13 protein-coding genes are annotated in these 25,419 nt (G+C 69.6%); 2 read left to right on the top strand and 11 right to left on the bottom strand.

What is annotated here, in order from left to right; translation table 11 throughout:
• Window positions 1-79: 79 nt before the first annotated feature.
• The 6 genes from C693_RS0115145 to C693_RS0115170 all read right to left on the bottom strand — a co-directional run bounded on the left by C693_RS0115145 (window position 80) and on the right by C693_RS0115170 (window position 9,951).
• Window positions 80-2,020: an ATP-dependent DNA helicase gene (locus tag C693_RS0115145; RefSeq protein WP_017463121.1), complete on the bottom strand. Its 1,941-nt coding sequence runs from the start codon at window positions 2,018-2,020 to the stop codon at window positions 80-82.
• 77 nt (window positions 2,021-2,097) lie between these two features.
• Entirely contained in the window at window positions 2,098-2,622 is a 525-nt protein-coding gene (locus C693_RS0115150) for a hypothetical protein (RefSeq protein WP_017463122.1), read from the bottom strand.
• Between the two features lie 9 nt (window positions 2,623-2,631).
• Window positions 2,632-4,962, bottom strand: a complete 2,331-nt coding sequence (gene mrcB / locus C693_RS0115155) for a penicillin-binding protein 1B (protein WP_017463123.1) — start codon at window positions 4,960-4,962, stop codon at window positions 2,632-2,634.
• Window positions 4,963-5,083: 121 nt separating this feature from the next.
• Complete coding sequence (locus C693_RS0115160) at window positions 5,084-5,926, bottom strand: SDR family oxidoreductase (protein WP_017463124.1); 843 nt, start codon at window positions 5,924-5,926, stop codon at window positions 5,084-5,086.
• A 4-nt stretch (window positions 5,927-5,930) separates the two neighbouring features.
• Window positions 5,931-7,730, bottom strand: coding sequence for a tetratricopeptide repeat protein (locus C693_RS0115165; protein ID WP_017463125.1), 1,800 nt, complete (start codon window positions 7,728-7,730; stop codon window positions 5,931-5,933).
• A 91-nt stretch (window positions 7,731-7,821) separates the two neighbouring features.
• Window positions 7,822-9,951, bottom strand: a complete 2,130-nt coding sequence (locus C693_RS0115170; protein ID WP_017463126.1) for a RelA/SpoT family protein — start codon at window positions 9,949-9,951, stop codon at window positions 7,822-7,824.
• 83 nt (window positions 9,952-10,034) lie between these two features.
• Between C693_RS0115170 and C693_RS0115175 the strand changes: the two genes are divergently transcribed.
• Window positions 10,035-10,505 carry a hypothetical protein gene (locus C693_RS0115175; protein ID WP_017463127.1) on the top strand — a complete coding sequence of 157 codons (471 nt, stop codon included), beginning with the start codon at window positions 10,035-10,037 and terminating at the stop codon, window positions 10,503-10,505.
• Window positions 10,506-10,511: 6 nt separating this feature from the next.
• Here C693_RS0115175 and hrpA read toward each other — a convergent pair whose 3' ends face one another.
• From hrpA to C693_RS0115190, 3 genes are all read right to left on the bottom strand, one after another.
• Window positions 10,512-14,639: an ATP-dependent RNA helicase HrpA gene (gene hrpA / locus C693_RS0115180; protein ID WP_026107454.1), complete on the bottom strand. Its 4,128-nt coding sequence runs from the start codon at window positions 14,637-14,639 to the stop codon at window positions 10,512-10,514.
• Between the two features lie 114 nt (window positions 14,640-14,753).
• Window positions 14,754-14,921: a hypothetical protein gene (locus tag C693_RS23800; RefSeq protein ID WP_017463129.1), complete on the bottom strand. Its 168-nt coding sequence runs from the start codon at window positions 14,919-14,921 to the stop codon at window positions 14,754-14,756.
• A 114-nt stretch (window positions 14,922-15,035) separates the two neighbouring features.
• The gene (locus C693_RS0115190) at window positions 15,036-16,592 is read right to left on the bottom strand and encodes an asparagine synthase-related protein (RefSeq protein WP_017463130.1); all 1,557 of its coding nucleotides are present in this window, start codon (window positions 16,590-16,592) and stop codon (window positions 15,036-15,038) included.
• Between the two features lie 489 nt (window positions 16,593-17,081).
• On the opposite strand from C693_RS0115190, the gene C693_RS0115195 reads away from it, so the two are divergent.
• Window positions 17,082-17,549 (top strand): Dps family protein, encoded by a 468-nt coding sequence (locus C693_RS0115195; protein ID WP_017463131.1) that lies wholly within the window; start codon window positions 17,082-17,084, stop codon window positions 17,547-17,549.
• A gap of 92 nt (window positions 17,550-17,641) precedes the next feature.
• Here the strand turns inward: C693_RS0115195 and C693_RS0115200 are convergent, their stop codons facing one another.
• Both C693_RS0115200 and C693_RS0115205 read right to left on the bottom strand, forming a co-directional pair.
• Window positions 17,642-20,311, bottom strand: a complete 2,670-nt coding sequence (locus C693_RS0115200) for a M16 family metallopeptidase (protein WP_026107455.1) — start codon at window positions 20,309-20,311, stop codon at window positions 17,642-17,644.
• 225 nt (window positions 20,312-20,536) lie between these two features.
• Window positions 20,537-25,282, bottom strand: a complete 4,746-nt coding sequence (locus tag C693_RS0115205; RefSeq protein ID WP_198506885.1) for an EAL domain-containing protein — start codon at window positions 25,280-25,282, stop codon at window positions 20,537-20,539.
• Between the last annotated feature and the right edge of the window lie 137 nt (window positions 25,283-25,419).

Here is a 25,419-nt window from a genome sequence, read left to right on the forward strand (position 1 = left end):
CCCCCCCCCCGATACAGGCCGGATCGCGCCTTTATTCAGCGGTGGCGTCTCCCGCCCGTGGCGGGCGCCCTGCCGTGCGCTACGCGAAAAATGTCTGCACGTCGGCAAGCTCGCGCGTGCGCGGCATCGGCGGCAGGCTGGCCAGGAACAGCTTGCCGTAGCCCTTGCCGAGCAGGCGCGGGTCGCACAGCACCAGCACGCCGCGGTCGTGCACGTCGCGGATCAGCCGGCCGGCGCCCTGCTTGAGCGCGATCGCCGCGCTGGGCACCTGCCAGCCCATGAAGGGATTGATGCCGGCCTGTTCCAGCGCCTCCAGCCGGGCCACCAGCACCGGATCGTCCGGTGCGGCGAACGGCAGCTTGTCGATCACCACCACGCTGAGCGCCTCGCCGGCGACGTCCACGCCCTCCCAGAAGCTGGCGGCGCCGAGCAGCACGCCGTGGCCGCTGGCGCGGAACTCCTCCAGCAGCCGATGGCGCGGTGCCTCTCCCTGCACGAACAGTGGCCACGGCACCCGGCTGCGCAGCAGGTCGGCGGCGCGGCGCAGCGCGCGGTGCGAAGTGAACAGCAGGAACGCGCGGCCGTTCGAGGCATCCAGCACCGGCAGCACGGCCTCGATCACCTGGTCGGTGTAGTCGCGCGTGGCCGGATCCGGCAGGCCCGGCGGCAGGTAGCACAGCGCCTGGCGCGCGTAGTCGAACGGGCTTTCCAGGCTCAGCGTCTGCGGATCGTCCAGCCCCAGCTGGCGCGCGAAATGCCCGAACTCGCCGCCCACCGACAACGTGGCCGAGGCGTGGATCCACGCCGCCTGGGTGCGCTCGCGCATCGCGCGCAGCGGTGCGGCCAGGTCCAGCGGCGTGGCGTGAATGGCGAAGCCGCGCGGGAACAATTCGTACCAGCGCACGTCGATGCCGCGCGCCTCGCCGGCCTGGCCTTCGACGATGCGCTCGAGCCGTTCGCTCAATGCCAGCGAGCGCTCGTAGACGTTGGCGAAGCCGCGCGAGCGGTCGGCCTGCGAAGCGAGCTGGTCGGACAGCGCGGCGACCAGCTCGACCAGGTCGCGCAGACCGTCGCGCACGGCGGCACGGTTTTCCAGTTCGGCGAAGGGACCGCGCGCGGGCAATGCCTCCATCACCGCGCGCAGCTTCTTCAGCGCCTCCTGCAGGGCCTCCACCGGCTCCAGCAGCAGGCCGATCGCACCGGTGATGCCGCTGCACTCGGTCAGCGCATCCTGGCCCAGCTCGGAGAGCTGCCGTGCGCTCACGCTCTGCGAGAAGAACTGGCCGGCCAGCTCGGGCACCTGGTGCGCCTCGTCGAGGATGAAGGCCTGCGCGCCCGGAAGGATCTCGCTGAAACCTTCCTGCTTGAGCGCCAGGTCGGCGAACAGCAGATGGTGGTTCACCACGACGAGATCGGCCTCCTGCGCCTCGCGGCGCGCCTTGATCACGTGGCAGTCGTCGAAGAACGGGCACTCCGCGCCGAGGCAGTTCTCCGGCGTGGAGGTGACCCGCGGCCACAGCGGCGACTCCTCCGGCACCTCGGCCAGTTCCATGCGGTCGCCGTGACGGGTGCGTGCGGACCACTGGCGGATAGCCGCCAGCTGATGCGACTGCTTCGGGTCGAGGCTGCCGCCGTCGCGCACGGTCTGGTCCAGGCGGTACAGGCACAGGTAGTTGGCGCGCCCCTTCAGCAGGGCCGTCTTCACCCGGCTGCCGAGCACCGAGCGCACCCGCGGCAGGTCGCGGAAGAACAGCTGGTCCTGCAGCGCCTTGGTGCCGGTGGAGACGATCACCCGCCCGCCGGACAGCAGCGCCGGCACCAGGTAGGCGAAGGTCTTGCCGGTGCCGGTGCCCGCCTCGGCGATCAGCGTCTCGCGCTCGGCGATGGCGTGCGCGACCGCGCGCGCCATGTCCTGCTGCGCGGCACGCGGAGCGAAGTTGGGGAGTTCGCGGGCGAACGGGCCGTCGGCGCCGAGCAGCGCACCGACGTCGTCGGGCGCGGCGTCATCGGGATCGATCATCTCGCCAAGTATGGCCGAGGGGGCGGCGAACGGCGAGCGCGACGGCTCGCCATCAGCTGCGCGCCGAGGCACCCCGCTCAGAAGCGATTGATGCCCGGCTTGTGGCAGGCCTGCACCTGTTGGCGTGCATCGGCGGCACCTTGCGCGTCCCTGGCGTGCAGACGGATCTCCACCACGGTCTGCCAGTTGCGCACGCACAGTGGGCCGAGCTTCGGCCCCAGCGACCACGACTTCTGCGCCAGTTTTTCGGCCACCGGGAAATCCTGCAGACGGACCGCCAGCTCGGCGCGATCCTGCAGCAGGTCCGGCGACTCGGGGCTGAGCCGCAGGGCTTGGTCGAGCTTGCCGGCAGCATTCTTGAAATCGCCGGCACGCTCGTCGGCCTCGGCGGCGTCCTGCAGCGAGGCCACGCCCGGATCGCGCAGCGGGCTGACGTCGATCACCGACTGCTCGCGCTCACCGGCGGCGCGGATCGCATTGACCATCGCCTGCGGCGAGGGCGGTGGCGGCGACGGCGGTGCGGGCGGGTTGTCGGCGAAGCAGCCGGCCAGCAACACGGCGGCGGCGACGGGGAGGACACGGTGGATGCGATACACGGACATGGCTGCGGCTTAATGGCTGGGTGCTGGCGCGGGTTGCGACGGCGGATTGTTGTTGTCGCCGACGCCGAAGAAGTTGCCGACACGCTGCCAGAAGCAGCTGTCGACCTCCGGCGGCAGGCTGCCGGCGACCACCGGCAGCTGGCGCGCGCCGTTGCATTGCGGATCGGTGCGTTTGCCGTCGACGGGGTTGATCCAGGCCATCTCCAGGCCGGGGCCGGGCTCGGCCGACAGCGGACGGGTCGGCAGCCGTGCGAACAGGTTGCGCCAGATGCGCAGACCACCCGTGGCACCGAACAGGCCGGTCGGCTTGTTGTCGTCGCGGCCCATCCAGAACACCGCCAGACGGTCGCCGGTGAAGCCGGCGAACCAGCTGTCGCGCGTGTCGTTGCTGGTCCCGGTCTTGCCGGCGGCGTTGAGCCAGGCCAGCCCGGAGTCGCCGATCGAATGCGCGGTGCCGAACAGCGCCACCTGCTGCATCGCCCAGGTGATCAGGCGCACCGCCGGCTGGTACTCGCCGGGACCTTCCTGCACTTCGTAGCGCTTGATGGTGCGTCCGTTGCCATCCACCACGCCACGCACGGCGAGCAGCGGCAGCGCATGGCCGTCGGAGGCGAGGTATTCGTAGAGCTGCGCCAGTTGCAGCGGAGCCATGTCCTGGGCGCCGATCAGCAACGAAGGGCTGGGATTGATGTCCTTGAAACCGAACGACTCCAGGAACGCCTGGATACGCGGCAGACCCACCTCCAGCCCCAGGTGGATGGTCGCCAGGTTCCACGAATGCGCCAGCGCATCGACCATCGGCAGCATGCCGTGCGACTGGTTGTCGTCGTTGTGCGGCTCCCACATCGAACCGTCCGGCTGGCGCATGCTGACCGGGCTGTCGTCCAGCAGCGTACCGAGGTTCCAGTGCGCCGGGTCGGTCAGCGCCACCAGGTAGACGAACGGCTTGATGGTCGAGCCGACCGGGCGCTGCGCGTCCATCGCCCGATTGAAGCCGGGATCGCCTGGCGTCTTGCTGCCGATCACCGCCAGCACGCTGCCGGTGTGCGCATCGGTCACCACGCCGGCGGCCTGCACCGCGTTGCCGCGCTTGCCCAGCGACTTCACCGCGTCGGTCACCGCCTTCTCAGCGTACAGCTGCGCGGCCGGATCGAGCGTGGTGAAGATCGACAGGTTGCCCGCACGAAGGGTGTCATCGTCGAAGTCGGCCCGGATCTGCCGGCGCACCAGGTCCATGAAGGCCGGGAAGCGGTTGTGCGGCAGCTGCGCGTTGTCGGCGATGCCCAGCGGCGTGGCCTCGGCCGCCCTGGCCTGGGCGGCGGTCATCAGGCCAGTCTTGGCGAACTGCTCGAGCACCAGGTTGCGGCGTGCCAGCGCATGCTCGGGATAGCGCCGCGGATCGTAGTAGCTCGGCCCCTTGACCATGCCGACCAGCAACGCGATCTCCTGCGGCCGCAGCTCCTCCAGCCGCCGGCCGAAGTAGAACTCCGCCGCCGCCGCGAAGCCGTGCACGGCCTGGCTGCCCTGCTGGCCGAGGAAGACCTCGTTGATGTAGGCCTCGAGGATGCGTGACTTCGGATAGTGCGCCTCGATCAGCAGCGAGAGGATCGCCTCGTTGAACTTGCGGGTGAAGTTCTGGTTGCGGTCCAGGAACAGGTTGCGCACCAGCTGCTGGGTCAGCGTCGAACCGCCCTGCACCGTGTGGCCGGCGCGCAGGTTGGCGAATGCCGCGCGCAGGATCGCGGTGAAGTCGATGCCGATGTGGTGCTTGAAATCGCGGTCCTCGACCGCCTGCAGGCCGCTGACCAGCAGCGGCGGCACGTCGGCCAGGTGCACGATGCGCCGCTCCTCCTGCTGGGCGCCGTACACGGTGGCGATGCGCGCCGGGTCGAGGTGCGCCTGCTTCAGCGGCTTGCCGCTGGCCGCATCGGCCACCGCGGCGACCACGCCCCGCCCCATCGTGACCGTGATCCGCTTGGGCAGCTCGCCGCCGTCCGGGCCGGCGTAGCCGCGCGAGGAGATCGTGTAGCGCCCGCCGTGCCTGCCCCAGCGTCCGGGCAGTTCGCCCTTGCCGTCGTCGCTGTAGCCGGCGAAGGTCAGCTCCAGCTCCAGCGCGGCCGGCGTCATCGGCTCGCCGGCCTCGAGCAGCAGCGGGCGCGCGAAGACCCGCGTGGGCACGGCAAACACCAGGTCGTTGAAGCGGTCCTGCACGCGCTTGTTGAGCACCAGCGTGTAGGGCAGCAGGAAGCCGAAGAACAGCCCCACCCCGATCCAGAACGGAACGCGCACCCACGGCCAGGCGGTGCGGACGAAGGATTGCAGTCGGGTCAGAAAGGCCAACGCGAGGGATTCCCGGGGAAAACGGGGATCGATGATAGGCCCTCGCCCCCGGCGCAAATATGAATGCCCGCCCCGCGGGCGGGGCAGGATGCGGGCACGATGCAGGCGATCCGCGGGCGGATCAGCGCGCCAGCCCCCAGCAGCGGGCGTCCGGCCGGAACGCTCGCGGCTGCACGCCGAGCAGCCGGGTCAGCGCCGCGTTGTCGGCGACCAGGTCCTCGTCGAGGCGTTCCAGCGGTCCGCGCAGCTTCGGTGCCAGACGCGCGGCCAGATGCAAGGCGACGCGCGGCACCGGCAGCGGCACCGTGGCGACCGGCAGGCTGTCGCGCACGCGGGAGAACATCTGCGCTGCAGTCAGGCGCTCACCGCCGCCGATCGGCACGATTCCGCCGCTGGCCGCGGACGGGTCCAGCGCGGCGATGCTCGCCAGGGCGATGTCGTCGGCGTGCACGGGCTGACGGAGTCCGCGTCCCGCCGGCAGCGGAAACATCCGCAGTCGCGCAGCGCGCCGGGCGATCGGGGTCAGGCTGCGGTCGAGCCCGGCGCCATAGACGATGGTCGGGCGCAGCACCATCCAAGCCAGTCCCCGCGCCGAGCACGCATCCGCCAGCGTCTGTTCGCCCTCCAGCAGCAGTCGTGAGATCTCCCGCTCGGCGGCCACGACGGAGTCGCGCTTGGTCTGCGCACTCATCGAACTGGTCGCGACGATGCGCGGCGACCCGCGCAGCGGCGCCTGCGCCAGCCACTGCGCGAACGGCAGCAGCGGCCCGTAACTGACGATGCCGGACAGCGGCGGCAGGTCGCGTGGCATCGCATCGGGCAGGCCAGCTTCGATCCAGCGCACGCCGGGCCGCGCCGGTTGTGACCGGCGGCTCAGTGCAAGCACGTCATGCCCGATCTCGCACAGTCGCGGCAGCAGGAAGCGGCCGATCTGGCTGCTGGCGCCCAGCACCAGGAGGGTCATGCGATCACCGCCCGGCGTTGTTCAGGCGTGCGGTCAGCTCAGCCAACCGGGGATGCTGCGGCGCCAGCTTGCGCACGCGATCCAGCGACTGCGAGGCGCCCGGGCGGTCGCCGCTGTCCAGCTGCTGCTCGGCGCGATCCAGCCAGGCTTCGGCGAGGCGATTGCGCAGCTGACCCTGGTTCGGATCGCCCGGCGACAAGTCCGCCAGGTTGCCGAGCATGTCGCCGGCGGTGGCCAGACGGCCGCCCTGCAGCGCCTGGTTGAACAGCTGGATCACCGTCGCCGGCAGGTTCTGCAGGCCATCGCGCGCGGCCTTGTCGTTGCCGTCGATGGCCAGCGCGCTGCGGTACAGGTCGTAGGCGCTCTGTCCCGGCGGCAGCATGATGTCGCCCCGCTGCGCGGCCTCTTTCGCCTGCTGCACCAGCGAACTGACCTGGGCCTGTTGTGCCGGGGTCAGGCTGGGCTGCAGCAGGGCGCCGGCGGCGTCGTCTTTCGCCGGCGCCGCCGGAGAGGCGCTGGCTGTTCCACCGGCGGCGCCGGTCGGCGCGGCCCCGGCTTGCGTAGCCGGGGCCGACGATCCGGCCGCGGCCGGGGCTGCCCGGCCCAATCGTGCCCGGGCGGCAGCCAGGTCGGCGGACTTCGGCGCCAGCGCCTGGGCCTGGTCGAGCAGGGCCCTGGCCTGGGCGTCGTCACCGCTGTCGATCGCCGCGTTGGCCTGCACGGTGAGCGCCTGCACCACCTTGCCCAGGCCCGATTGGGCAGCAGGGTTGTTCGGGTCCAGCGTCAGCGCCTTCTGGAAGTACGCCAGCGCGGTGTCGTCACCGGAGCCGCTGATGCGACCGGCGCGCAACGCGTCCATGCCCTGGGTTACCGCCTGGTTCACCGCATCGTCGTGGGCGCGCTGCACCTGGGCCTGCTGTGCTCGCAGCGACGGCAGGTCGCCGTAGCGCGGCAGCAGCGAGGCGAGCTTGTCGATCGCCGCACCCGCGGTCGCGGCGTCACCGGCGTCGAGCGCCTTGCGCGCCTGGTCGGCGTAGGCGCCGCCGACCTGGTCCAGGCCGTGCGAGGCCACCGCGTTGCCGGGGTCGGCGGCGAGCACCTGTGCGAACAGCGCCGCGGCGCCGTCGGGACCGTCCAGCTTGCCCTGGGCCAGGGCGTCGCGCGCCCGTTCGACCATGTCAGAGGCATGCATGTGGGTGAGCCGCGCCTGGGCGATCGCGCGGTCGAGCTGGTCGACGTCGGTACCGCCGCCGAGCAGTTCGCGCGCGGCCGAGGCGGATTGCGTGGCAGCATCGAGGTCGCCGGCTCCAAGTTGCTTCTGGCCCTGGGCGAGCTCGGCCTGGCCGACGGCACGCAGGCCATCGAGCGCACGGTCGTTGTCCGGCTCGAGCGCGCGCGCGGCCTGGAACAGTTCGCGCGCGCTGGTGCCGTCGGTACCGTCCAGATGCCCGGCCTGCAGTGCGGCATTGGCGCGGGAGAGCACGTCGTTGAAGCTGGTGCGGGGCACCAGCCCGCGCAGCGTGTCCTGGTTGAGCCAGGCCACCGTCGCCAGCCCCACCACCACGAGCAGGGCCAGCGGCACCAGCCAGCCGCGCCTGCGCGCGGGTGACTCGTCCGGATCCACCTCGGGCGCGCGGCGCGCGCGCGACGCCGCCGCGCGATGCGGCGGCGCTTCCACGTCCACCCGGGGCAGTCCGTCGTCCGGGGCCGGCGACACCGGTGCCGGACGATCCAGGTCGTCGAGGTTGCCCAGGGTGGGTTCGGTGCGCCCTTGCGGGCCGCGCGGGTCGTTGCGTCCGCTCATCGTGAGTCGCCAGGTCGATAACCGCCGAAGCTTAGCATCGGACCCCGGCCGGGCCGCCCGGGTTCGGACGGCCATTCAACTGCCAGCCGGCTCAGCGCGCGCCGACCCGGCGCGCATCCACCACGTTGGACAGCGCCACCAGCTTCGCCAGCAGGTGCGAGAGCTGCTCGTAGTCGCGCACGCGCAGGGTGAAGCGCATCTCCACCTCGCCGGTGCGCACGAACATGCGGCTGGACGAGGCGATGATCGGGATGTTGGCGTTGCTGATCACCGCGGTGACGTCCTTCTGCAGGCCTTTGCGGTCGTAGCCATGCAGCTCGATGTCGACCTGGTAGGCCTGCGCCGGCACCCGCCCCCAGCTCACCTCGATCACCCGGTCCGGATCGCGCCGGGCGAGGCGGGCCAGCGCGGGGCAATCGGCGCGATGCACCGACACGCCGCGCCCGCGCGTGACGAAGCCGCGCACCGGGTCGCCCGGCAGCGGCTGACAGCAGCGTGCCAGCACGGTGAGCAGGTTGCCGATGCCCTCGATGGTCAGCGCACCCTGGTCGATCGTCGGCACCTTCGACGCCGCTGGCGGAGGCGAGGCCGGCTCCGGCGGTTGCGCCGCCTCCTGCAGCAGGCGGGCGATCTGTCCAGGCGCCACTTCGCCCAGTGCCAGCGCGATCAGCAGTTCGTCGTGGGTCCTGAGATGAAAATGGGCCGGCAGCGCAGCGAGATCGGCATTCGGCAGCGCCAGGCGCTTGAGCTCGCGCTCGAGCATGGCGCGACCGGCGGCAAGGTTGGCGTCGTGCGCGATGCGGCGGAACCAGGCGCGCACCTTCTCGCGCGCCCGCGCGGTATTGAGGTAGCCGTGGTGCGGCGACAGCCAGTCGCGGCTGGGCTCGCCGACCTTGGTGGTGAGGATCTCCACCCGGTCGCCGCTGCGCGGCTGGTAGGTCAGCGGCACGATGCGGCCATTGACCTTGGCCCCGCGGCAGCGATGCCCGACCTCGGTATGCACGTGATAGGCGAAATCCAGCACGGTGGCGCCGTGCGGCAGGTCGAACACCTCGCCCTTGGGCGTGAGCAGATAGACACGGTCCTCGACCAGCTCGGTCTGCAGCCCGGCGGCCAGCTCGCCCTCGCCATCGGCGCGCGGCTCGAGCAGCTTGCGCATCCAGGCGATCTTCGCCTCGAACTCGGCGTCGGCGCCACCGCCTTCCTTGTAGCGCCAGTGCGCCGCCACGCCCAGTTCGTTGGCACGATGCATCTCGTGGGTGCGGATCTGCACTTCCAGCGTCTTGCCGTGCGGGCCGATCACCGCGGTGTGCAGCGAGCGGTAGCCGTTGGCCTTGGGCCGCGCCACGTAGTCGTCGAACTCACCGGGCAGGTACGGCCACAGCGCGTGCACCACGCCCAGCGCGGCGTAACAGTCGGCCACGCTGTCGACCAGGATGCGTACAGCGCGGATGTCGTACAGGTCGGAGAAAGCCAGCGACTTGCGCTGCATCTTCTTCCAGATCGAGTAGATGTGCTTCGGCCGCCCGGCCAGGTCGGCGCGGATGCCGGCGGCCTCCAGCGAGCGGCGCAGCTCGGCCAGCGACTCGCGGATGAACTGCTCGCGGTCCTCGCGCCGCTCGTCCAGCAGCGAGGCGATGCGGCGGTAGGTGTCGGGCTCGAGGTAGCGGAAGGCCAGATCCTCCAGCTCCCACTTCAGCTGCCAGATGCCCAGGCGATTGGCCAGCGGCGCGTGGATGTCGCGGGTGAGCCGGGCCAGCCGGACGCGCATCGCGTCATCCAGCGCCATCGCCGCGCGCATGCGGGCGAGCTGCCGCGCCAGCAGCACATACACCACGCGCACGTCGCGGATGATCGCCAGCAACAGCCGGCGCAGCCCTTCCGAGCTGGCCGCACCGCCCGGCTGCGCATGCAGCGTCCACACCTTCTCCGCCGCCTGCTGACCGTCCACCAGCAGGCGCACGTCCGCCGGCAGTGCAGCCTGTTTCGCCTCGTAAACCTCCGGCGCCGCCTGTGCCAGTGCGAACCACAGCGCCGCGGACTGGGTGACGGCGTCGCAGTCGAGCATCACCAACAGGTCCAGCACGTCGGTGCACTCGGTCTGGTCGACCGGCGCGACGGCGCAGGCATCGATCGCCGCGCCGATGACGGGGCCGGCATCCGGATGGGCAACGCGCCAGCGCGTCAGCCCGCCGGGAGCGGGAGTGGCTGCAGGAATCATCGACTCGCCTCGGGAACTTGTCCCATTCTATGCATCCTTGCCTTTACCGAACGCCTTCTCCCCCCGTTCCGCTGGAGCCCGTCATGCGCCTTGCCCCCCTGTTCTCCGCCCTGCTCGCCCTGCCGGTCGCTGCATTGGCCGCGTCGCCCGACCAGACTGCCTCGCTGCGCGACCGCATGAGCGCGGCCGACTTCCACACAGCGGGTCTCGACAAGCTCTCCGCCGACGAACTGGCCCACCTCGATGCGTGGCTCGCAGCCCACCCGACGACACGCACGAAGATGGTGACCAGCAACGGCCAACCGGTGTTCTACACGGACAAGGAAAAGCGCACGGCCATCGAGACGCATCTGGTCGGTCACTTCGACGGCTGGAACGGCCACAACGTGATGACCCTGGACAACGGCCAGCAGTGGAAGCAGGTCGGCTCGGACCAGCCGGCCTGCGGCAGCGCCTCGGCCCCGGCGGTGAAGGTCAAGCCCAGCCTGTTCGGCAGCTGGCTGATGTACGTGGACGGCTGCAATGGCAGCGTGCACGTCGAGCGGGTGAAGTAACCCCGCTCAGGCGGCCTCCACCGCCTCCAGCGCCCGCGCCAGCCGCTTGGCCGACACCGGCTCGGCGGTCTTCAGCTCCTGCGCGAACAGCGACACGCGCCACTCCTCGATCAGCCAGCGCAGTTCCTCCAGCCCATCGCGCCCCTCGGCGCGGTGGTTGAGGTACGCGCGCCAGTACGGCAACACCTGCAGCATGCGCTGCTGGTCCTTCGCCGGGTCCTGGCGCAGGCGCTCGGCACGCAGGCGCATGGCCTTCAGGTACCGCGGCAGGTGGCCGAGCCGTTCTACCGTGAACGTGCGGGCGAAGCCGGGGGCGAGCAGTGCGTCGAGTTGTTCGTGCAGGTCGTCGTAGCTGGCGCGGGCGAAGCCGATCAGCGGCGGCTCCAGCCACGGCTTCAGGTCGGCCTGCGCCTCGATGACCGGCTCGACCCGCTTGAGCCGCTCGATCGCCGCACCGAACAGTTCGCGCGCCGCCTGCGTGCGCAGCGCCTCGAAGGTGCCGGCGGTGCGCACGTCGAGCGGGTGACGCTCGAGCAGGTCGGCGAACCCGCCCTCGACCAGGTCTTCGCGCAGGCCGTCGATGCTGCCCAGCGGCGCGTACTTCAGCGACAGCGCGTTGGCGATCGGCAGGCGCCGGCGCGCCTGCTTCACGTCGCTGGCCAGCGCATTGCGCAGCAGCCGCACCACGCCGTCGCGATGCGCGTCGGCGGCCTCGTCGCGACGCTCGAACACGCGCAGCGCCACCGTCTCGCCCAGATCCACCAGCGCCGGGAAGGCCAGCAGGCCGCCCGCCGAGCGCACCTCGGGCGGGATCTCGTCGAAATCCCACGTGGCGACATCCTCGCGCATCAGCTCGACGTCGGTCTTGCGCGAGAACGCCTCGCGTGCCTGGCCCTCCCACTGGCCGCGCAGCGCGGCGAGATCGCGAGAGGCGGCCAGCGTGCGGCCGCTGTCGTCGTGCAGGCGGTAGCGCATGGAAAAGTGCGCCGGCAGCTCGACCGCGGCGAACTCGGCGGCGGTGATCTCCACGCCCGTGGTGCGCTTGAGGAACGCGGCCAGCGCCTTCGCCAGCGGCTCGTCGCGCGGCGCCTCGGCCTCGACGAAGGCGCGCGCGAAATCCGGCGCGGGCACGAAGTTGCGGCGCAGCGCCTTGGGCAGGCCGCGGATCAGTTCGGCCACCTTCTCGCCGAGCAGGCCGGGCACCAGCCATTCGCAGCGCGCGGTGGGCAGCGCGTTGAGCATCGCCAGCGGCAGGTGCAGGGTCACGCCGTCGGCCTCGTCTCCGGGCACGAAGCGGTACTCCAGCCGGTAGCGCTGGGTGCCGATGTCCATGGCTGCCGGGAATGCCTTCGGGTCGAGCCCGGCGCCGCCGACCAGCACGTCGTCGATCGACCAGCGCAGCGCTGCCTGCTCGGCCGGACGCGCGCGGCGATACCAGGCCTCCAGCGCGCGGGTGCCGGCGATGTCCTCCGGCAGCTTGCCCTCGAAGAAAGCGACCAGCTCGTCCTCGTGGCGGATCAGGCCCTCGCGTCGCTGCTTCGCCTCGATGCCGCGCGCATCCTCCAGCACGCGCTGGTTGGCGCGCACGAAGTCGAGCTTCGCCTCGATGTCGCCGCGCGCCAGCGCCTCGCGCAGGAAGATCTGGTGCGCCAGCGGCGGATCCTGCGACTGGAAGGTCACCGCGCGCCGCTCCACCAGGTTCAGCCCGAACAGGCTCACCTGCTCGTAGGCCACCACGCAGCCGCGCTTCTTCGACCAGTGCGGCTCGCGGCAACTGGACTTCACCAGGTGCGCGGCCTGCTCCTCGATCCACTGCGGCTCGACGCGGGCACACATCATGCCCCACACCTTGCCGCCGACATCGAGGATCTGTGCGGCGAACACCCAGTTCGGCGGCAGCTTGGCCAGCGCCGAGCCGGGGAATACCTGGAACTTGCGCTCGCGTGTGGAGCGGAACACGCCTTTCTCGTCCTTGCGGCCGACCTGGGTCGGCAGGCCGGCGAGCAGGCTGCGATGGACGGCCTCGAACAGGCGGCTGGCGGCGGCCTCATCGTCGACCGGCGCGGGCGATGCCTTGTCCGGCGCCGACGGCCGGCGACCACGTATCTGCACCGTCGCCCCGCCCTGCCCCTTCTCCGGCTTGCCACCACGCCGAGCCGGTCGACCGGCCTCGGCCCGGCTGGGCCGGCCGCGCCCCTGGGGCGGAGCGGTAACCTGGTCGCCCGTCGTCGCTTCGACGGCGGAACCCTCGCGGCTCGACCAGCCCATCTCGTCCACCACCAGCAGCAGCTGCCGATGCAGCTCGCGCCACTCGCGCATGCGCAGGAAGGACAGGAAATGCCGCGAGCACCAGTCGCGCAGCTTCGACTGCGTCAGCTCCTCGCTGGCGTCATGATAGGCGCGCCACAGGTTGAGCACGCCGAGGACATCGGACTTCGGATCGGCGAACACCGCATGCGCCGCGTCGGCCTGCCCGCGCGCGTCGGCCGGACGTTCGCGCGGATCCTGGATGCTGAGGAAGGACACCACCGTCAGCAGCTCGCGCAGGCAGCCGAGCCGGCGCGCCTCCACCAGCATGCGGGCCAGTTGCACGTCGATCGGCAGGCGCGCCAGGTCGCGGCCGATCGCGGTGAGCGTGCGCCGCTCGTCGATCGCCGAGATCTCCGCCAGCCGGCGGTAACCGTCGGCGACCACGCGCGGGTCCGGCGCCTCCAGGAACGGGAACTCGTCCACCTCGCCCAGCTTCAGCGCCAGCATGCGCAGGATCACGTTGGCCAGCGAGGAACGCAGCAGTTCCGGATCGGTGTAGGCCGGGCGCGCGGCGAAGTCCGCCTCGTCGTACAGGCGGTAGCAGATGCCCGGACCGATACGGCCGCAGCGGCCCTTGCGCTGGTCGGCGGCGGCCTGCGACACCGGTTCCACGTGCAGCCGCTCGAGCTGGCTGCGCTGGCTGTAGCGCTTCACCCGCGCGGTGCCGGTGTCCACCACGTAGCGGATGCGCGGCACGGTGAGCGAGGTTTCGGCCACGTTGGTGGCGAGCACCACGCGGCGCTTCGGGCCGGGCTTGAACACCCGGTCCTGGTCGGTGGCCGACAGCCGCGCGTACAGCGGCAGGATTTCGGTCTCACGATATTGCCGGCGCGACAGCAGCAGGTGCGCATCGCGGATCTCGCGCTCGCCGGGCAGGAACACCAGCACGTCGCCGGGGCCGCCGCCGAGGCTGCGGTCGGCGATGATTTCGTCGATGACTTGGGCAATGTGCTCGGCGCTGCCCTGCTGCAAACGGGGGTCAGAGTCGCCTTTCGCGGACGAAAGGCGACTCTGCCCCCCCTTTGCCTCATCGACCGGACGCCAGCGCAGCTCCACCGGATACGCCCGACCCTCCACCGACACCACCGGCGCATCGCCGAAGTGTTCGGCGAAACGTGCAGTGTCGATCGTCGCCGAGGTGACGATGATCTTCAGCTCCGGCCGCTTCGCGGCCAGACGCTTGAGGTAGCCGAGCAGGAAGTCGATGTTGAGGCTGCGCTCGTGCGCCTCGTCGATGATGATCGTGTCGTAGCTCGACAGCCACGGATCGCCCTGCGTCTCGGCCAGCAGGATGCCGTCGGTCATGAACTTCACCAGGCTGCGCTCGGACACCTTGTCGGTGAAGCGCACCTGGAAGCCGACCTGGTCGCCCAGCGTGGTACCCAGCTCTTCCGCCACGCGGGCGGCCACCGAGCGCGCCGCCAGCCGGCGCGGCTGGGTGCAGCCGATCATGCCGGCCTCGCCACGCCCGGCGGCCAGGCACAGCTTGGGCAGCTGGGTGGTCTTCCCCGAGCCGGTCTCGCCGGCGATCACCACCACCTGGTGCTTGCGGATCAGTTCGACGATCTCGTCGGCGCGCGCGGTGATCGGCAGCGACTCGTCCAGCATCACCGCGGGCTTGGCTGTTGCGCGTACCTGGCGCCTGGCTGCCGACGCCTCGATATCCACCATCAGCGCGTTGAATTTCGCAGCGCTTGGCTCTCGCAACAACCCACGCCAGCGCCCCAGCAGACGACCGAAATCCCGGGTCGAAACGCTATCGAGCGCCCGACGCGCTTCACGTAGACGAGGTTCCAAGCTGGCAGGAGGGGAAGAGGAAGACATGGCGCGGAATGATAGCGCCCCGCCCTCGCGGTGTTGCCGACCAACCGCATATAGAAACGCCGTCCCGCAAGCGGGACGGCGTAATCAACCGCCCGAATACCGGGCCGGGCTGGTTTAGCCCTCAAGCACCCTGGCGTCCTGCTTGGCCGCATCGATCACCATGCCGTAGGGCTTGTGGTAAAGCGACTTGCCTACGTTGCTCGACATCGGCTGCTCAAGCTGGATGCCGAAGGTGTTGGCCTCATCCGAGGCACCTTCCGTCACAATCTGCAACTGGTTCATATCAGCTCCATCTCATATGCCGCTTCCTGGCGGCTTGCCGAATCTAACACCCGAACTAATTCCATTGCCAGGCGACACGGCATGGCAAGGCGCCGCCCGTTCCTGTCCGAAGGATCACGTCAGTTGCCTTGCGAATCTCTCCGTCCATAAGAAATTGATCAATGGCGACGTAGGCGCCACCGCCTTGGTGGTCGCCACCGTATCAAGCAACGCAAGCGCGGCTCGCTGGTCGACCAGCCCGAGGTCTGCAAGCGCGCATTCCCGCAATTGCCCCGCGAGGGCGGTCCTATGCCGAGCAATCAGCTCCGGAAAGACCTGTGCAAAGGTCTCCTTGGCGTAGTTGCGCGGAAAAACATCCTCGCCCAGACGAGCATCAAGATACAGCTGCATCGTGGTGCGTCTGCGGCGAAGCTCCAGCGGCAGCTGATAGCAGAAAACCATCAGGTCAGGATCGCTCAGCGGATTGATTGGCCACATGCCGTGCTGCATCAGATGGTGCGCCTTGCTGACACTGGCCATCACGGATGGCACCGGACCGGCCGGAGCGTCGAAGGCATGCAACGAACGCAGTGCGCTCAACGCACGCGGGGTCAGCAGCTGCCTGGCAAAGCGCTGCGGATCTCCGATCGACCTGCCGCCTGCGACGTTGTCCTCCGCGACAACGCCCGTACCCATGAACAACTCGTCTCCACCGAGACCGGTGTACATGAGGTCGCGACCTTGAGCGCGTGCCGTGCTCCACAGTGTCTCGAAGGCTTCAAGGTAATACTCCGTGTTGACGTACGCCTTGTGCCCATCGGGACTCAGATCGAGTGAGGGAGGGATCGCATCGATGTCCACCGTTTCGTCGGACAATCGGAGCCGGTCCGCGATCTGTCGGCGACGTTCGACCTGCGGCACTCGGCATTCGCCCCCGACAAGAATTCCCCTGCTTGCCACCGGGCCATGAAGGTCGGCCAAGGCGCAAGCGACTGCCGCTGAATCCATCCCCCCGCTCAACTCGACAGCAATGCGGCCGGGAGCTGCGGGCCGCTTCGCGATGACCCTCCGCAACAGTTGGTCGAACATGCTCACCGCGTCGGCGCACTCCATTGCAGGTGCCGCAGGCACCTCAAATGGAGACGGATAGCGGTAGTGCGCGCGACCTGGTTCCAAATAGAGGGTGGCCCGCTCGGTGAGCAGGTACACGCCGATGCATATCTGCCGGGAAGAATAGACCTGCTCCAGGCCCAGGCTGCAGCTGGCAGCCTCGAAATCGATCGGCAACCTGTCAGAGAGAAAATCGGCAAAGTCCCACGACACTCTCACCTGCTCGTCCGTCGCACGGCAGTAGACGGGCGCCGCGCCGAGCATGCCGGCGCGGAGCTTGACTCTGCGCCCCTGCTTGGCGACCTCGACCATTACATAGTCGAGCGGCCACAGCAGGCATGCCCGATACAGCTCATCGAACCGCTCGCTATCGACGTTCTGGAAGCTGGCGTTCTCGCTAACCGCTGCTCCGGCAACCCGCTCTCGCACGACAGCGAACCACCGTTCCTGCGTTTGCACCACCAGTGTTTCGAGCGCGGCATGCTGAAACGGAGCAATCTGGCTGCGCCCCAGGGCGATGACGCCATGCTTCCATTCCGGATTCTGTGAGAGATCGCCCCACGCGATGTCAGCCTTGAGCATGAAAATTTCTCCTCCTGTGAGAATCCTGTCCAGCCGCACGGGCCAGCCTTCCAAAAGGGCAATCACAAACCGGGCATCGCAATCTGCCGACGAGGCACTTGATGTCGCGACTGGCCGCTTCTTCATGCGCTCCGAACGACATCAGGAGCATGGCTCCCGACAAGATGCCGGAAGAAGAGATGTCAACAGCGCCGAGTTGGCGTGCGAGCCTCAAGCGCAATGCCGGCTCTCGCTGGCTCGATTGAACTGCTTCGACTCATGTGCGGAAGGCCTCATCCTTGATGGACACGGAACTGCCGGGCGTCTGCGAACGCGCACCAAGCGGCAACCGTTAGGCCGGCAAGGGTACCGTTGAACGAGAGCACAACAAAGGAAAACGACGATAGTTGCAAGCTATCAACCACATCATCAGGATTCATTTCCCGAGCAAGGGATAAGACGATAAATTCATTCCACTCTCTATTTGAGACAAGAACGTAGGAGCAGCACATGGCCATGAACATCGGTATTGCCAAGAAGGACCGCGAGGCGATCGCCAAGCAGCTCTCCAAGCTGCTGGCGGACACCTATTCGCTGTACCTGAAGACCCACAGCTTCCACTGGAACGTGACCGGTCCGCAGTTCAACAGCCTGCACGCCATGTTCGAGACCCAGTACAACGAGCTGTGGCTGGCCGCCGACGAGGTCGCCGAACGCATCCGCACGCTGGACGTGTTCGCCCCGGGCTCCTACAGCCAGTTCGGCAAGCTGAGCGCGATCAAGGAAGAAGCCGGCGTGCCGGACTGGAAGGACATGGTCGGCCAGCTGGTGGAAGGCCACGAGATCGTGGCGCATACCGCCCGCGAGACGATCAAGGTGGCCGACAAGGCCGGCGACGAGGGCACCGCCGACATGGTCACCGGCCGCCTGAAGGAGCACGAGAAGACCGCGTGGATGCTGCGTTCGCTGCTGAAGTGAGCCGGCTGCACCGATGAAACGAAAAGCCCGCCGAACGGCGGGCTTTTCGTTTCAGCAAGGCGGTGGGCGGATCGCCCACCGCCGGTCCCTGATCAACCCTTCGGCGCCGGCCCCTTCACCGCCGTGACGAAGGCCTCCGGCCGCACGTGTTTGGCGAACGCCTGCTGCACCTGCGGCGCGGTCATCTCCAGGTAGTGCTTCGCCGCCACCGTGGTCGCGTCCAGCGGCTTGCCCTCGATGGCCAGGCCGAGCAGTTGCCCGCCGATGCCGCCGAAGCTGGATTCGCCCAGCGGCATCTGGCGCAGCAGGATGCCCTTGGCACGATCCAGGTCGGCCGGCGATACCGGCGTCGTCTGCATCTGCTTCAGGTCCTGCACCACCAGCGCGCTGGCCGCCTTCACCTTGTCAGGATCGGCGCCGTAGTCCACCGAGTAGGTGCTGCGGTTCCTGCCGTAGTCGAAACTGGTACCGACGCTGTAGACCAGGCCGCGGGTATCGCGCAGGTCGTGGTACAGCCGCGAGGCGTAGAAGCCGCCGCCCAGCACCTCGTTGCCGAGGTTCAGCGCATAGCGGTCCGGATCGTCGCGGGTCACATCGATGGTCTGCGCCATCGTCACGCTGTCCTGGCTGGCACTGGCGTCCGGCACGTGCAGCTGGCCGGCGTGGTTCGGCGGCACGGCGGCGTAGTCCACGACGGGTTTCGGGCCGCTGGCCTTCCACGCCCCGAAGGTCTGCTCGACCACCTGCTTCACCTGCGCCGGATCGACCTTGCCGACCACCACCAGGGTCGTCATGTCGGGACGGAAGACCTGTGCGTAGTACTGCTTCACCTTGTCCAGCGTCAGTCCCATCACGCTCTGCGCCGTGGCGTGGCGCAGCTCAGGATCGCCCGCGGGCAGCAGCGCCTGGTCCAGCCCGATCTGGGTCAGGAAGCCCGGCGACTGCACCTGGCCGGCGACCAGCCCGGCGGTCTGCCGCTGCACGATCGCGAAAGCCTGCGCCGGCAGCGCCGGATGCAGTTCGGCATCGGCCAGCAGCTTCATGCCCTGCTCGAAGTGCGCCGACGGCACCGCCAGCGAGAAGCTGCTGCCGGCGGATGCTCGGGCGCTGATCGCGTCGAGCGCGGCCTGGTACTGCAGGCGGTTGAGGTGGGTGGTGCCGAACTGGAACAGCTGGCCCAGCACGTCGGCCACGCCCTCCTCGCCCTTGGGCGCCTGCAGATCCTGGTTGGTCTGCACGCGGCCGAAGGCCACCACGGTGTTGCTGATCGCCTCCGGCTGCACGATCAGGCGCATGCCGTTGGCGAGGTGGTAGTCGACCGGATGCAGCGAGGACTTCGGCACGCTGAGCTTGGCGAAGGCCTTGGCCGCCCACTCGGGCAGCTGCACCGGCTTGTCCGGGCTGGAGGCGAAGCTTTCCGCGCCACCGAAACCCTTGCCCGCCACCGGCTTGCCCGAGCTCTCCGGCGTCAGGATGGCGGTCACCGCATGAGTCGGATCGAAGGTCGCCCTGGCCAGCGCGTCGACCTGCGCCGGGGTCACCGCCTCGATCGCCTGCTTGATCGCCTCGGGCGAATCCAGCCCCTCGAACGCCAGCGCCCGCGACCAGGCGTTGGCCAGGCCATCGACCGAGTTCTTGTCGAACTCCAGCGCGGCGATCGCCTTGCGCTTGGCCGCCTCGACCAGCGCCGGATCCACGCCCTTGCTGGCCGCCTGCGCCAGGATCGTCCGCATGCGCGCCAGCACCGGCTGCGGATTGCCGCCGCGGGGGAAGATGCCCACCGCCATGCCGAAGCCCGCCTGCGGCATGAACTGCGCGGAGAAGCCGCCGTACAGCGCGGTGCCGTCCATGCCCATGCCGAACAGCGCGGCGCGCTGGGAACCCAGCGCCTCGCCGAGCACGGCGGCCGCCGCGTAGTCCTTGGCCTTCATGCCCGGCAAGCGGTAGGCCAGGTACACCGAGCCATAGGGGCTATCGGTCGGCAGCGCAACGGCCTTGGCCTGCACCGGCTTGAACGAAAACCCCGGCCGGGCCGGCAGCTGGCTGCGAGGGATGTCACCGAACTCCTGCTTCACCTTGGCCAGCGTGGCGGCCGGATCGACGTCGCCGGCGATCACCAGGATCGCGTTGTTCGGCGCGTACCAGGTGTCGTGGAACTGCTTGAGCATCGCCGCGGTGGTCTTGTCGAACGAAGCGCGCGTGCCGAGCGGCGTATGCCCGTAGGGAGTGCCGGCGAACAGCTGCGCCTGCAGTTGCTCGTACGCCTTGTAGGACGGGTTGGACAGGTCGCGGGAGACCTCCTGCTCGATCGCGCCCCGCTCCTTGGCCCAGGCCTTCTCGGTCACGTCGACGCCGCGCATGCGCAGCGACTCGACGTGCAGCGCCACGTCCAGGTCCTGCGACGGCGTGACGAAGTAGTACTGGGTCACGCCCTGGGTGGTGTCGGCGTTGAACGCACCGCCCATGTTCGCCGCGATCGCCGCGAGCTGGTCCTTCGAGAGCCCCGGACTGCCGCGGAACATCATGTGCTCCATCGCGTGCGCCGTGCCCGGGAACGCCGCCGGCACCTCGTCCGAGCCGACCAGGTAGTTCAGCTCGGTGGTCACCACCGGCGCCAGCGTGTCGCGCACGATCACCACGCGCAGGCCGTTGTCCAGCGTGGCGCGGGTGACATCCGAGGGTGCCGTCGCGGCACGCGCATGACCGATCGCACCGGCCGCCAGAAGCATGCCGATCACGGCACTCATTGAACTCTTCTTCATCAATTCCTTTCCTTGTTTCCGGAACACGTCCGCACTCGTCGCCGGAACGCGGCGCGTGCAGGGCACTCGGCGAAACGGCTTCGCCCTGATATTCAACGCGGTCACGTCGTGCCAACCCCACCCGCGCGGAACATCTGCAACAACTTGCGCGCAGGTGAGGTCCGGCTGCGCAGGCGCAGACCGCATCCGGAGGAAAAAGATCCTCCATCTCCAGCAAAGGGGTAGCTAGTCGACCAGGCGCGATCGCACCAGCGCCTCGAGTGCATCGAGCAGGTCGCGGGCGACTGCGCTGTTGTGCGGCTCGGCGTGCTGCCGATCGTGGAGCACGCGTGCCGCCTGCCCGGCGTCGCCCAACTGCGCCAACAGGACACTCATGGGGCAGGCGTCGAGCGTGGCGGCGTGCAGCGAGCGATGCCTGATCGACCACCACTGGAACGCGACCGCGCCGATGCGCGTGGACAGCGGCGCGGACAGGTCGGGCATGCGTGTCTCACGATGCCAGCACGGCAGCGCCTCGACCGGCATCGGCCGGGCGAGGCCATAGCCTTGCCCGTAGCGGGCGCCAAGCAGACGGGCGACCTCGATCATGCCCGCATCCTCCAGCCCCTCCACCACCACGTCGCAGCCGAAGTCGCGGCCCATCTGGATCACTGCGCTGACCAGGCTGATGGTCTGCGCCGGCTCGATGCGCAGGCGCTTGAGCAGGTCCTGATCGACCTTGATCGCGCTGAACGGCAGGCTGGCCAGCCGGCGCAGGCTGCTGTAGCCGGAGCCCAGGTCGTCCATCGCCAGCTGCACGCCGAGATCGAGCAGGCGCTGCACGTTCTCGTCGCGCACCAGCTCGTCGAACTGCTGGGTCTCCAGGACCTCCAGCACCAGCCGGTGCGGCGCTACACGGTGCGTGGCCAGTGCCTGCGCCACCCAGGATGCGCAGGCCGGCTCGGCCAGGGTCAGCGGCGGCAGGTTGATCGACACGTCCACCACCAGGCCTTCGGCCTGCCAGGCACCCAGCGCGGCGAGCGCGAGGTCCAGCCCGCGCACGAACAGGCGGTCCAGCTCGGCCTGGCGCAGCAGCGGGATGAACACGTCGGGGCCGACCATGGTCCCGTCCTCCAGCACCAGCCGCGCCAGCGCCTCCACCTTGGCCAGCCTGCCATCGCGCAGGTCCACGATCGGCTGCACCGCCATCTGCAGCCCGCCCTCGAACAGCCGGCGTCGATAGGCGACCGCCTGCTCCTGCGAGACCGGCGGCGGCGGGCGCGTGCCGCGCTGCCAGATCTCGCTCCAGCGCTGCTGCAGGTTGCGGGTGAACTGCTGCATCACCGTGCCGCCGAACTGGCGCGGGAAGCGGCCGAGCACCACCAGCAGCGCCACCGGCTGCCCCTGTGCATCCAGCACCGGCAGATGGGCTCCGGCACGGATCCCGAGGCGCAGCATGTGCTCGTCCAGCTCGCCCCAGCTGTCGACGCGGGTCGATCGCACGAGCGAGGCGGACGCATGCACCCGACCGGACTGCCAGGCCCGAATCAGCAGCGAATCGGCAGGCGGGCGCAGCGGCCCGATCTCGCCGCCTTCGGCGGCAAACAGTGAAGTCACCTGCGGCGCCAGCGGCCCATCGCTGGCCTCCACGCTGAACACGCCCTCGGAACTCTGCCGCAGCACCAGCGCGCAGGCGATGCCGGGCATCCGGGCAAGCTGGGCGAGCTCGCTGCCCATCGCATCCGTCCACGAACCCCAGGAGGCAGGCAGCGCCTGCATGACCATCTCGACGAACTGCTCGTTCGTCTCCGCCTGCGCCTGCAGCTGGATCTGCATGTCGTCGCGGATGCGCTGATCCAGCAGCTGCACCACCTGGTAGCGCTCGCGGGCAAGCATCGGCTGGGCGTTGAAGTGGGCACTGAGCATGTCGCGATACACCGCCATCCAGTACATCAGCTGGGCACCGTCCACGCCGACCAGGGCGTGGATGCGTCCGAGCCGCCGGCTCTCTTCCTGCAGCCGTTCCCACGACAGGTCGCCACCGGCCAGTCGGCGCAGGTGTTCACCCTGGCGTTCGCGCAGGAGGGCGAGGTCGGCGGGCGCCAGCCCTTCGAGGATCTCGCGCGAATGCGGCTCGTCGCCAAGGCGCCGGTAGAACTCCTCGATGAAGGTCTGCTGCACTGTCTCCGTCTGCGATACCAGCTTGCGCAGCAGGCGGGAGGCCTCCTCGCCATAGGCCGCGATGGACTGCTCGACGTGGGCATCCGCTGCCGGTGTCGTTCCGTGGCGAAGCCACCAGCGTCGGCGGCTGCGCCGATTCTGCTTGCACTGGTACAGCGCCTCCTCGGCATTGCGCAGCAGCAGGCCGCCTTCGGCGCCATCGTCGGGAAACAGCGCGATACCCATGCTCTGGGAGACCTCCACCTGCAGGCCCGGCGCGAGTGACACCGGATCGGCGAACGCCTCGCCCAGGCGACGGGCGCAGGCATCCAGCTCGTCGTCGGCGAAGGTGGAGCCGCGGCCCGACAGGACCACCACGAACTCGTCGCCGCCCACGCGCGCCAGGAACTCGCCCGGCGCGAGCCGCTGGCGGATGCGCTGGGACAGCTGTTGCAGCAACTGGTCGCCGCGACTCGGACCGAAGCTCTCGTTGACCACCTTGAAGTCGTCCAGGTCGATCTTGCCGACCGCCAGCGCCCGTCGCGCGGCCTGGGCGGCGGCGATCGCGCCCGGCAGGTGCCGGTCCAGCTCGCGCCGGTTCGGCAGGCCGGTGAGGTCGTCGTGGAAGGCCAGGTACTCGAGCCGGTCGCGCAAGGCGCGGATCTCGTCGATGTTGCGCTGCACGCCCACGAAATGGGTCACCTGCCCCGCCTCGTCGCGCAGCGGCGTGATCGCCAGCAGGTTCCAGAAGCTGCGACCATCCTTGCGGTAGTTGAGGATCTCGCCCTCGAAGCTGTCTTTGGCAACCAGGCGAGCGGTGATCCTGGCGCGCATGCCCGGATCGGTCAGCTCGCCCTGCAGCAGATTGCAGTTGCGGCCGAGGATGTCGTCCGGGCCGTATCCGGTAATCGTTTCGAAGGCCCGATTCACGTAGACCGTGCGCTGTTCGGCATCGGTGATGATCACCCCCTCCTTGACCGAGGCGAGCGCGCGCGCCAGCAGCGCCTGGGAGGCCAGCGCCTCGTGCTGTCCGCTGATGTCGACCAGCGTCCAGATCTGGTCGAAGCCCGTCCGCGGGAACGGAGCCCCCTCGATCCTCAGCCAGACCTGGTCGCCGTCGAGGCGACGGGCCGCCACCTCCATCACCGCGCGCCCGTCCTTCGCGAACGCCTCCGCGATGCGCCCGGGCATGGCCTCGCCCTGCGCACGGTCGGCGTAGAGATCGATCGCGCGCGTGCCGAGCAGTGCCTGCGCACCGGCGGCGCCGAGCAGTTGGGCGGCGCGTTCGTTGGCCCGCGCCACGACCCGCTCACGCAGCAGCAAAACCCCCACCGTGGTGCTGTCGAGCATGGACTGGTTGAGCGCCTGGATCTCGCGTTCGCGGTGTACCAGGTCGAGCCGGTCCAGGCCCCTCGAGATGCTGCCGGCGATGGCTTCGAGCACCGTCCGCAGCTCGGCATCGAACATGTCCTCGCGCAGGTGGTAGACGGTAAGCACCGCCCACATGCGGCCGCCCCGGCGGATCGGCAGCGTGGCACTGGCGCCGATCGCGAAGCGCGCGGCGCGCTCCCGCCATGGAGCGAGAAAGCCGGCGTGGGCGAACGAGCGGTTGTAGTAGCCGCCCCCCTCGCGCCAGGTGCGCCCGCTGGATCCGCCGCCTTCCGGCAGCGCCGGATCCGCGCTGATCCGAAGCCCCTCCATGTAGCCGATCGCCGGGCCGGCGCTGGCAAGGAACTCGAACCAGCCATCCGGCCCCGGCTGGCCGACCCAGGCCAGGCACAGCCCCGCGTGCGCTACCGCGAGCTCGCAGACGCGCTGCAACAGCGGCACGGCATCGTCGTAGGCGGAGGCGCACTCGGTGACCTCGGCCAGCAGGGCATTGAAGTCGGCCAGGCGGCGGCTGGCGGTTACGTCGGTCTCCACCAGCAGTGCCCCCTCGCAACGGCCCGCGGCGTCGCGCCGTGGCGTGCTGGCAACCTGCACGATGGCGAAACCACCGTCCCGCCGGTAGTCCACCAGCATCCCGGCGAATGGCTGGCACGCAGCGATCGCCTCATGCAGGGCCTGCAGGGCCTTATGATCGGTGCGCTCGCCCAGCATCACCTCGCTGCGGAGGTGCCCGAGCAAGTCCTCGTCGCCAAGGCCACCGAGGCTGCGGAAGCCCTCATTCACCCACTGGATGCGCCCGTCGAGATCGGTGATCGCCACCCCGACCGGCACCCGGGATGCCACCAACGCCATGCGCCGCAGTTCCGCGCCCTCGGACTCCTGGCGCTCATGCTCCGCCGCCTGGTCGAACAGGAGACCGGCCACGCCGGCGCCCAGCTCCATCAGCTGGCGATGAAGCATGTCGGGCAGGCGACGTTCGAAGGAGGTCAACGCGAACGTGCCGGCCACTTCCCGCGACTGCAGTCGCACCGGGGCCGACCAGCAGGCGCCGATCCCGTGCTCCGCCGCCACGTCGCGCAGCGAGGCCCAGCGTGGATCCTCACGGGCATCGCTGACGAAGGCGGGCTCGCCGGTCCAGGCCGCGCACGCGCAGGAGCCGGAGTCCGGGCCCGGAACGACGCCGTCCAGCAGCATCTGGACGGCGGCGGGTACGCTGGGCGCGCTGGCGAAGTGCAGCCGCCCGGAGGGCCCCAACCGCATCACCGTGGCCATGGCGCCGGGCACGAAGGACTCGAACAGGCGGCAAGCTTCGCCCAGCCGCTCCGGCAACGGTCCCCCGCGCGCCACCAGGTCGAGCAGCCGACGCTGCAGCTCCATCAGGCGGACCAGTTGTTCCCCGGACAGGCGCACCGGTTCGTGCGGCGGCTCCTGCATCGTTTGCATGCCTTTTCGACGATGGGACAGAGGATCGGCCCAGTGGGCGCGCGACGCAACGCCCGCGACAGGTAGCCGCCCCCGGAAGCGGCCGCCGGGCCTGAGGCGCGGCTGACCACGCGACCGCGGTTTTATTGGCCCGTCGC

The sequence above is a fragment of the Dyella ginsengisoli LA-4 genome (assembly GCF_000334915.1).
Taxonomy (GTDB): Bacteria; Pseudomonadota; Gammaproteobacteria; order Xanthomonadales; family Rhodanobacteraceae; genus Dyella_A; species Dyella_A ginsengisoli_A.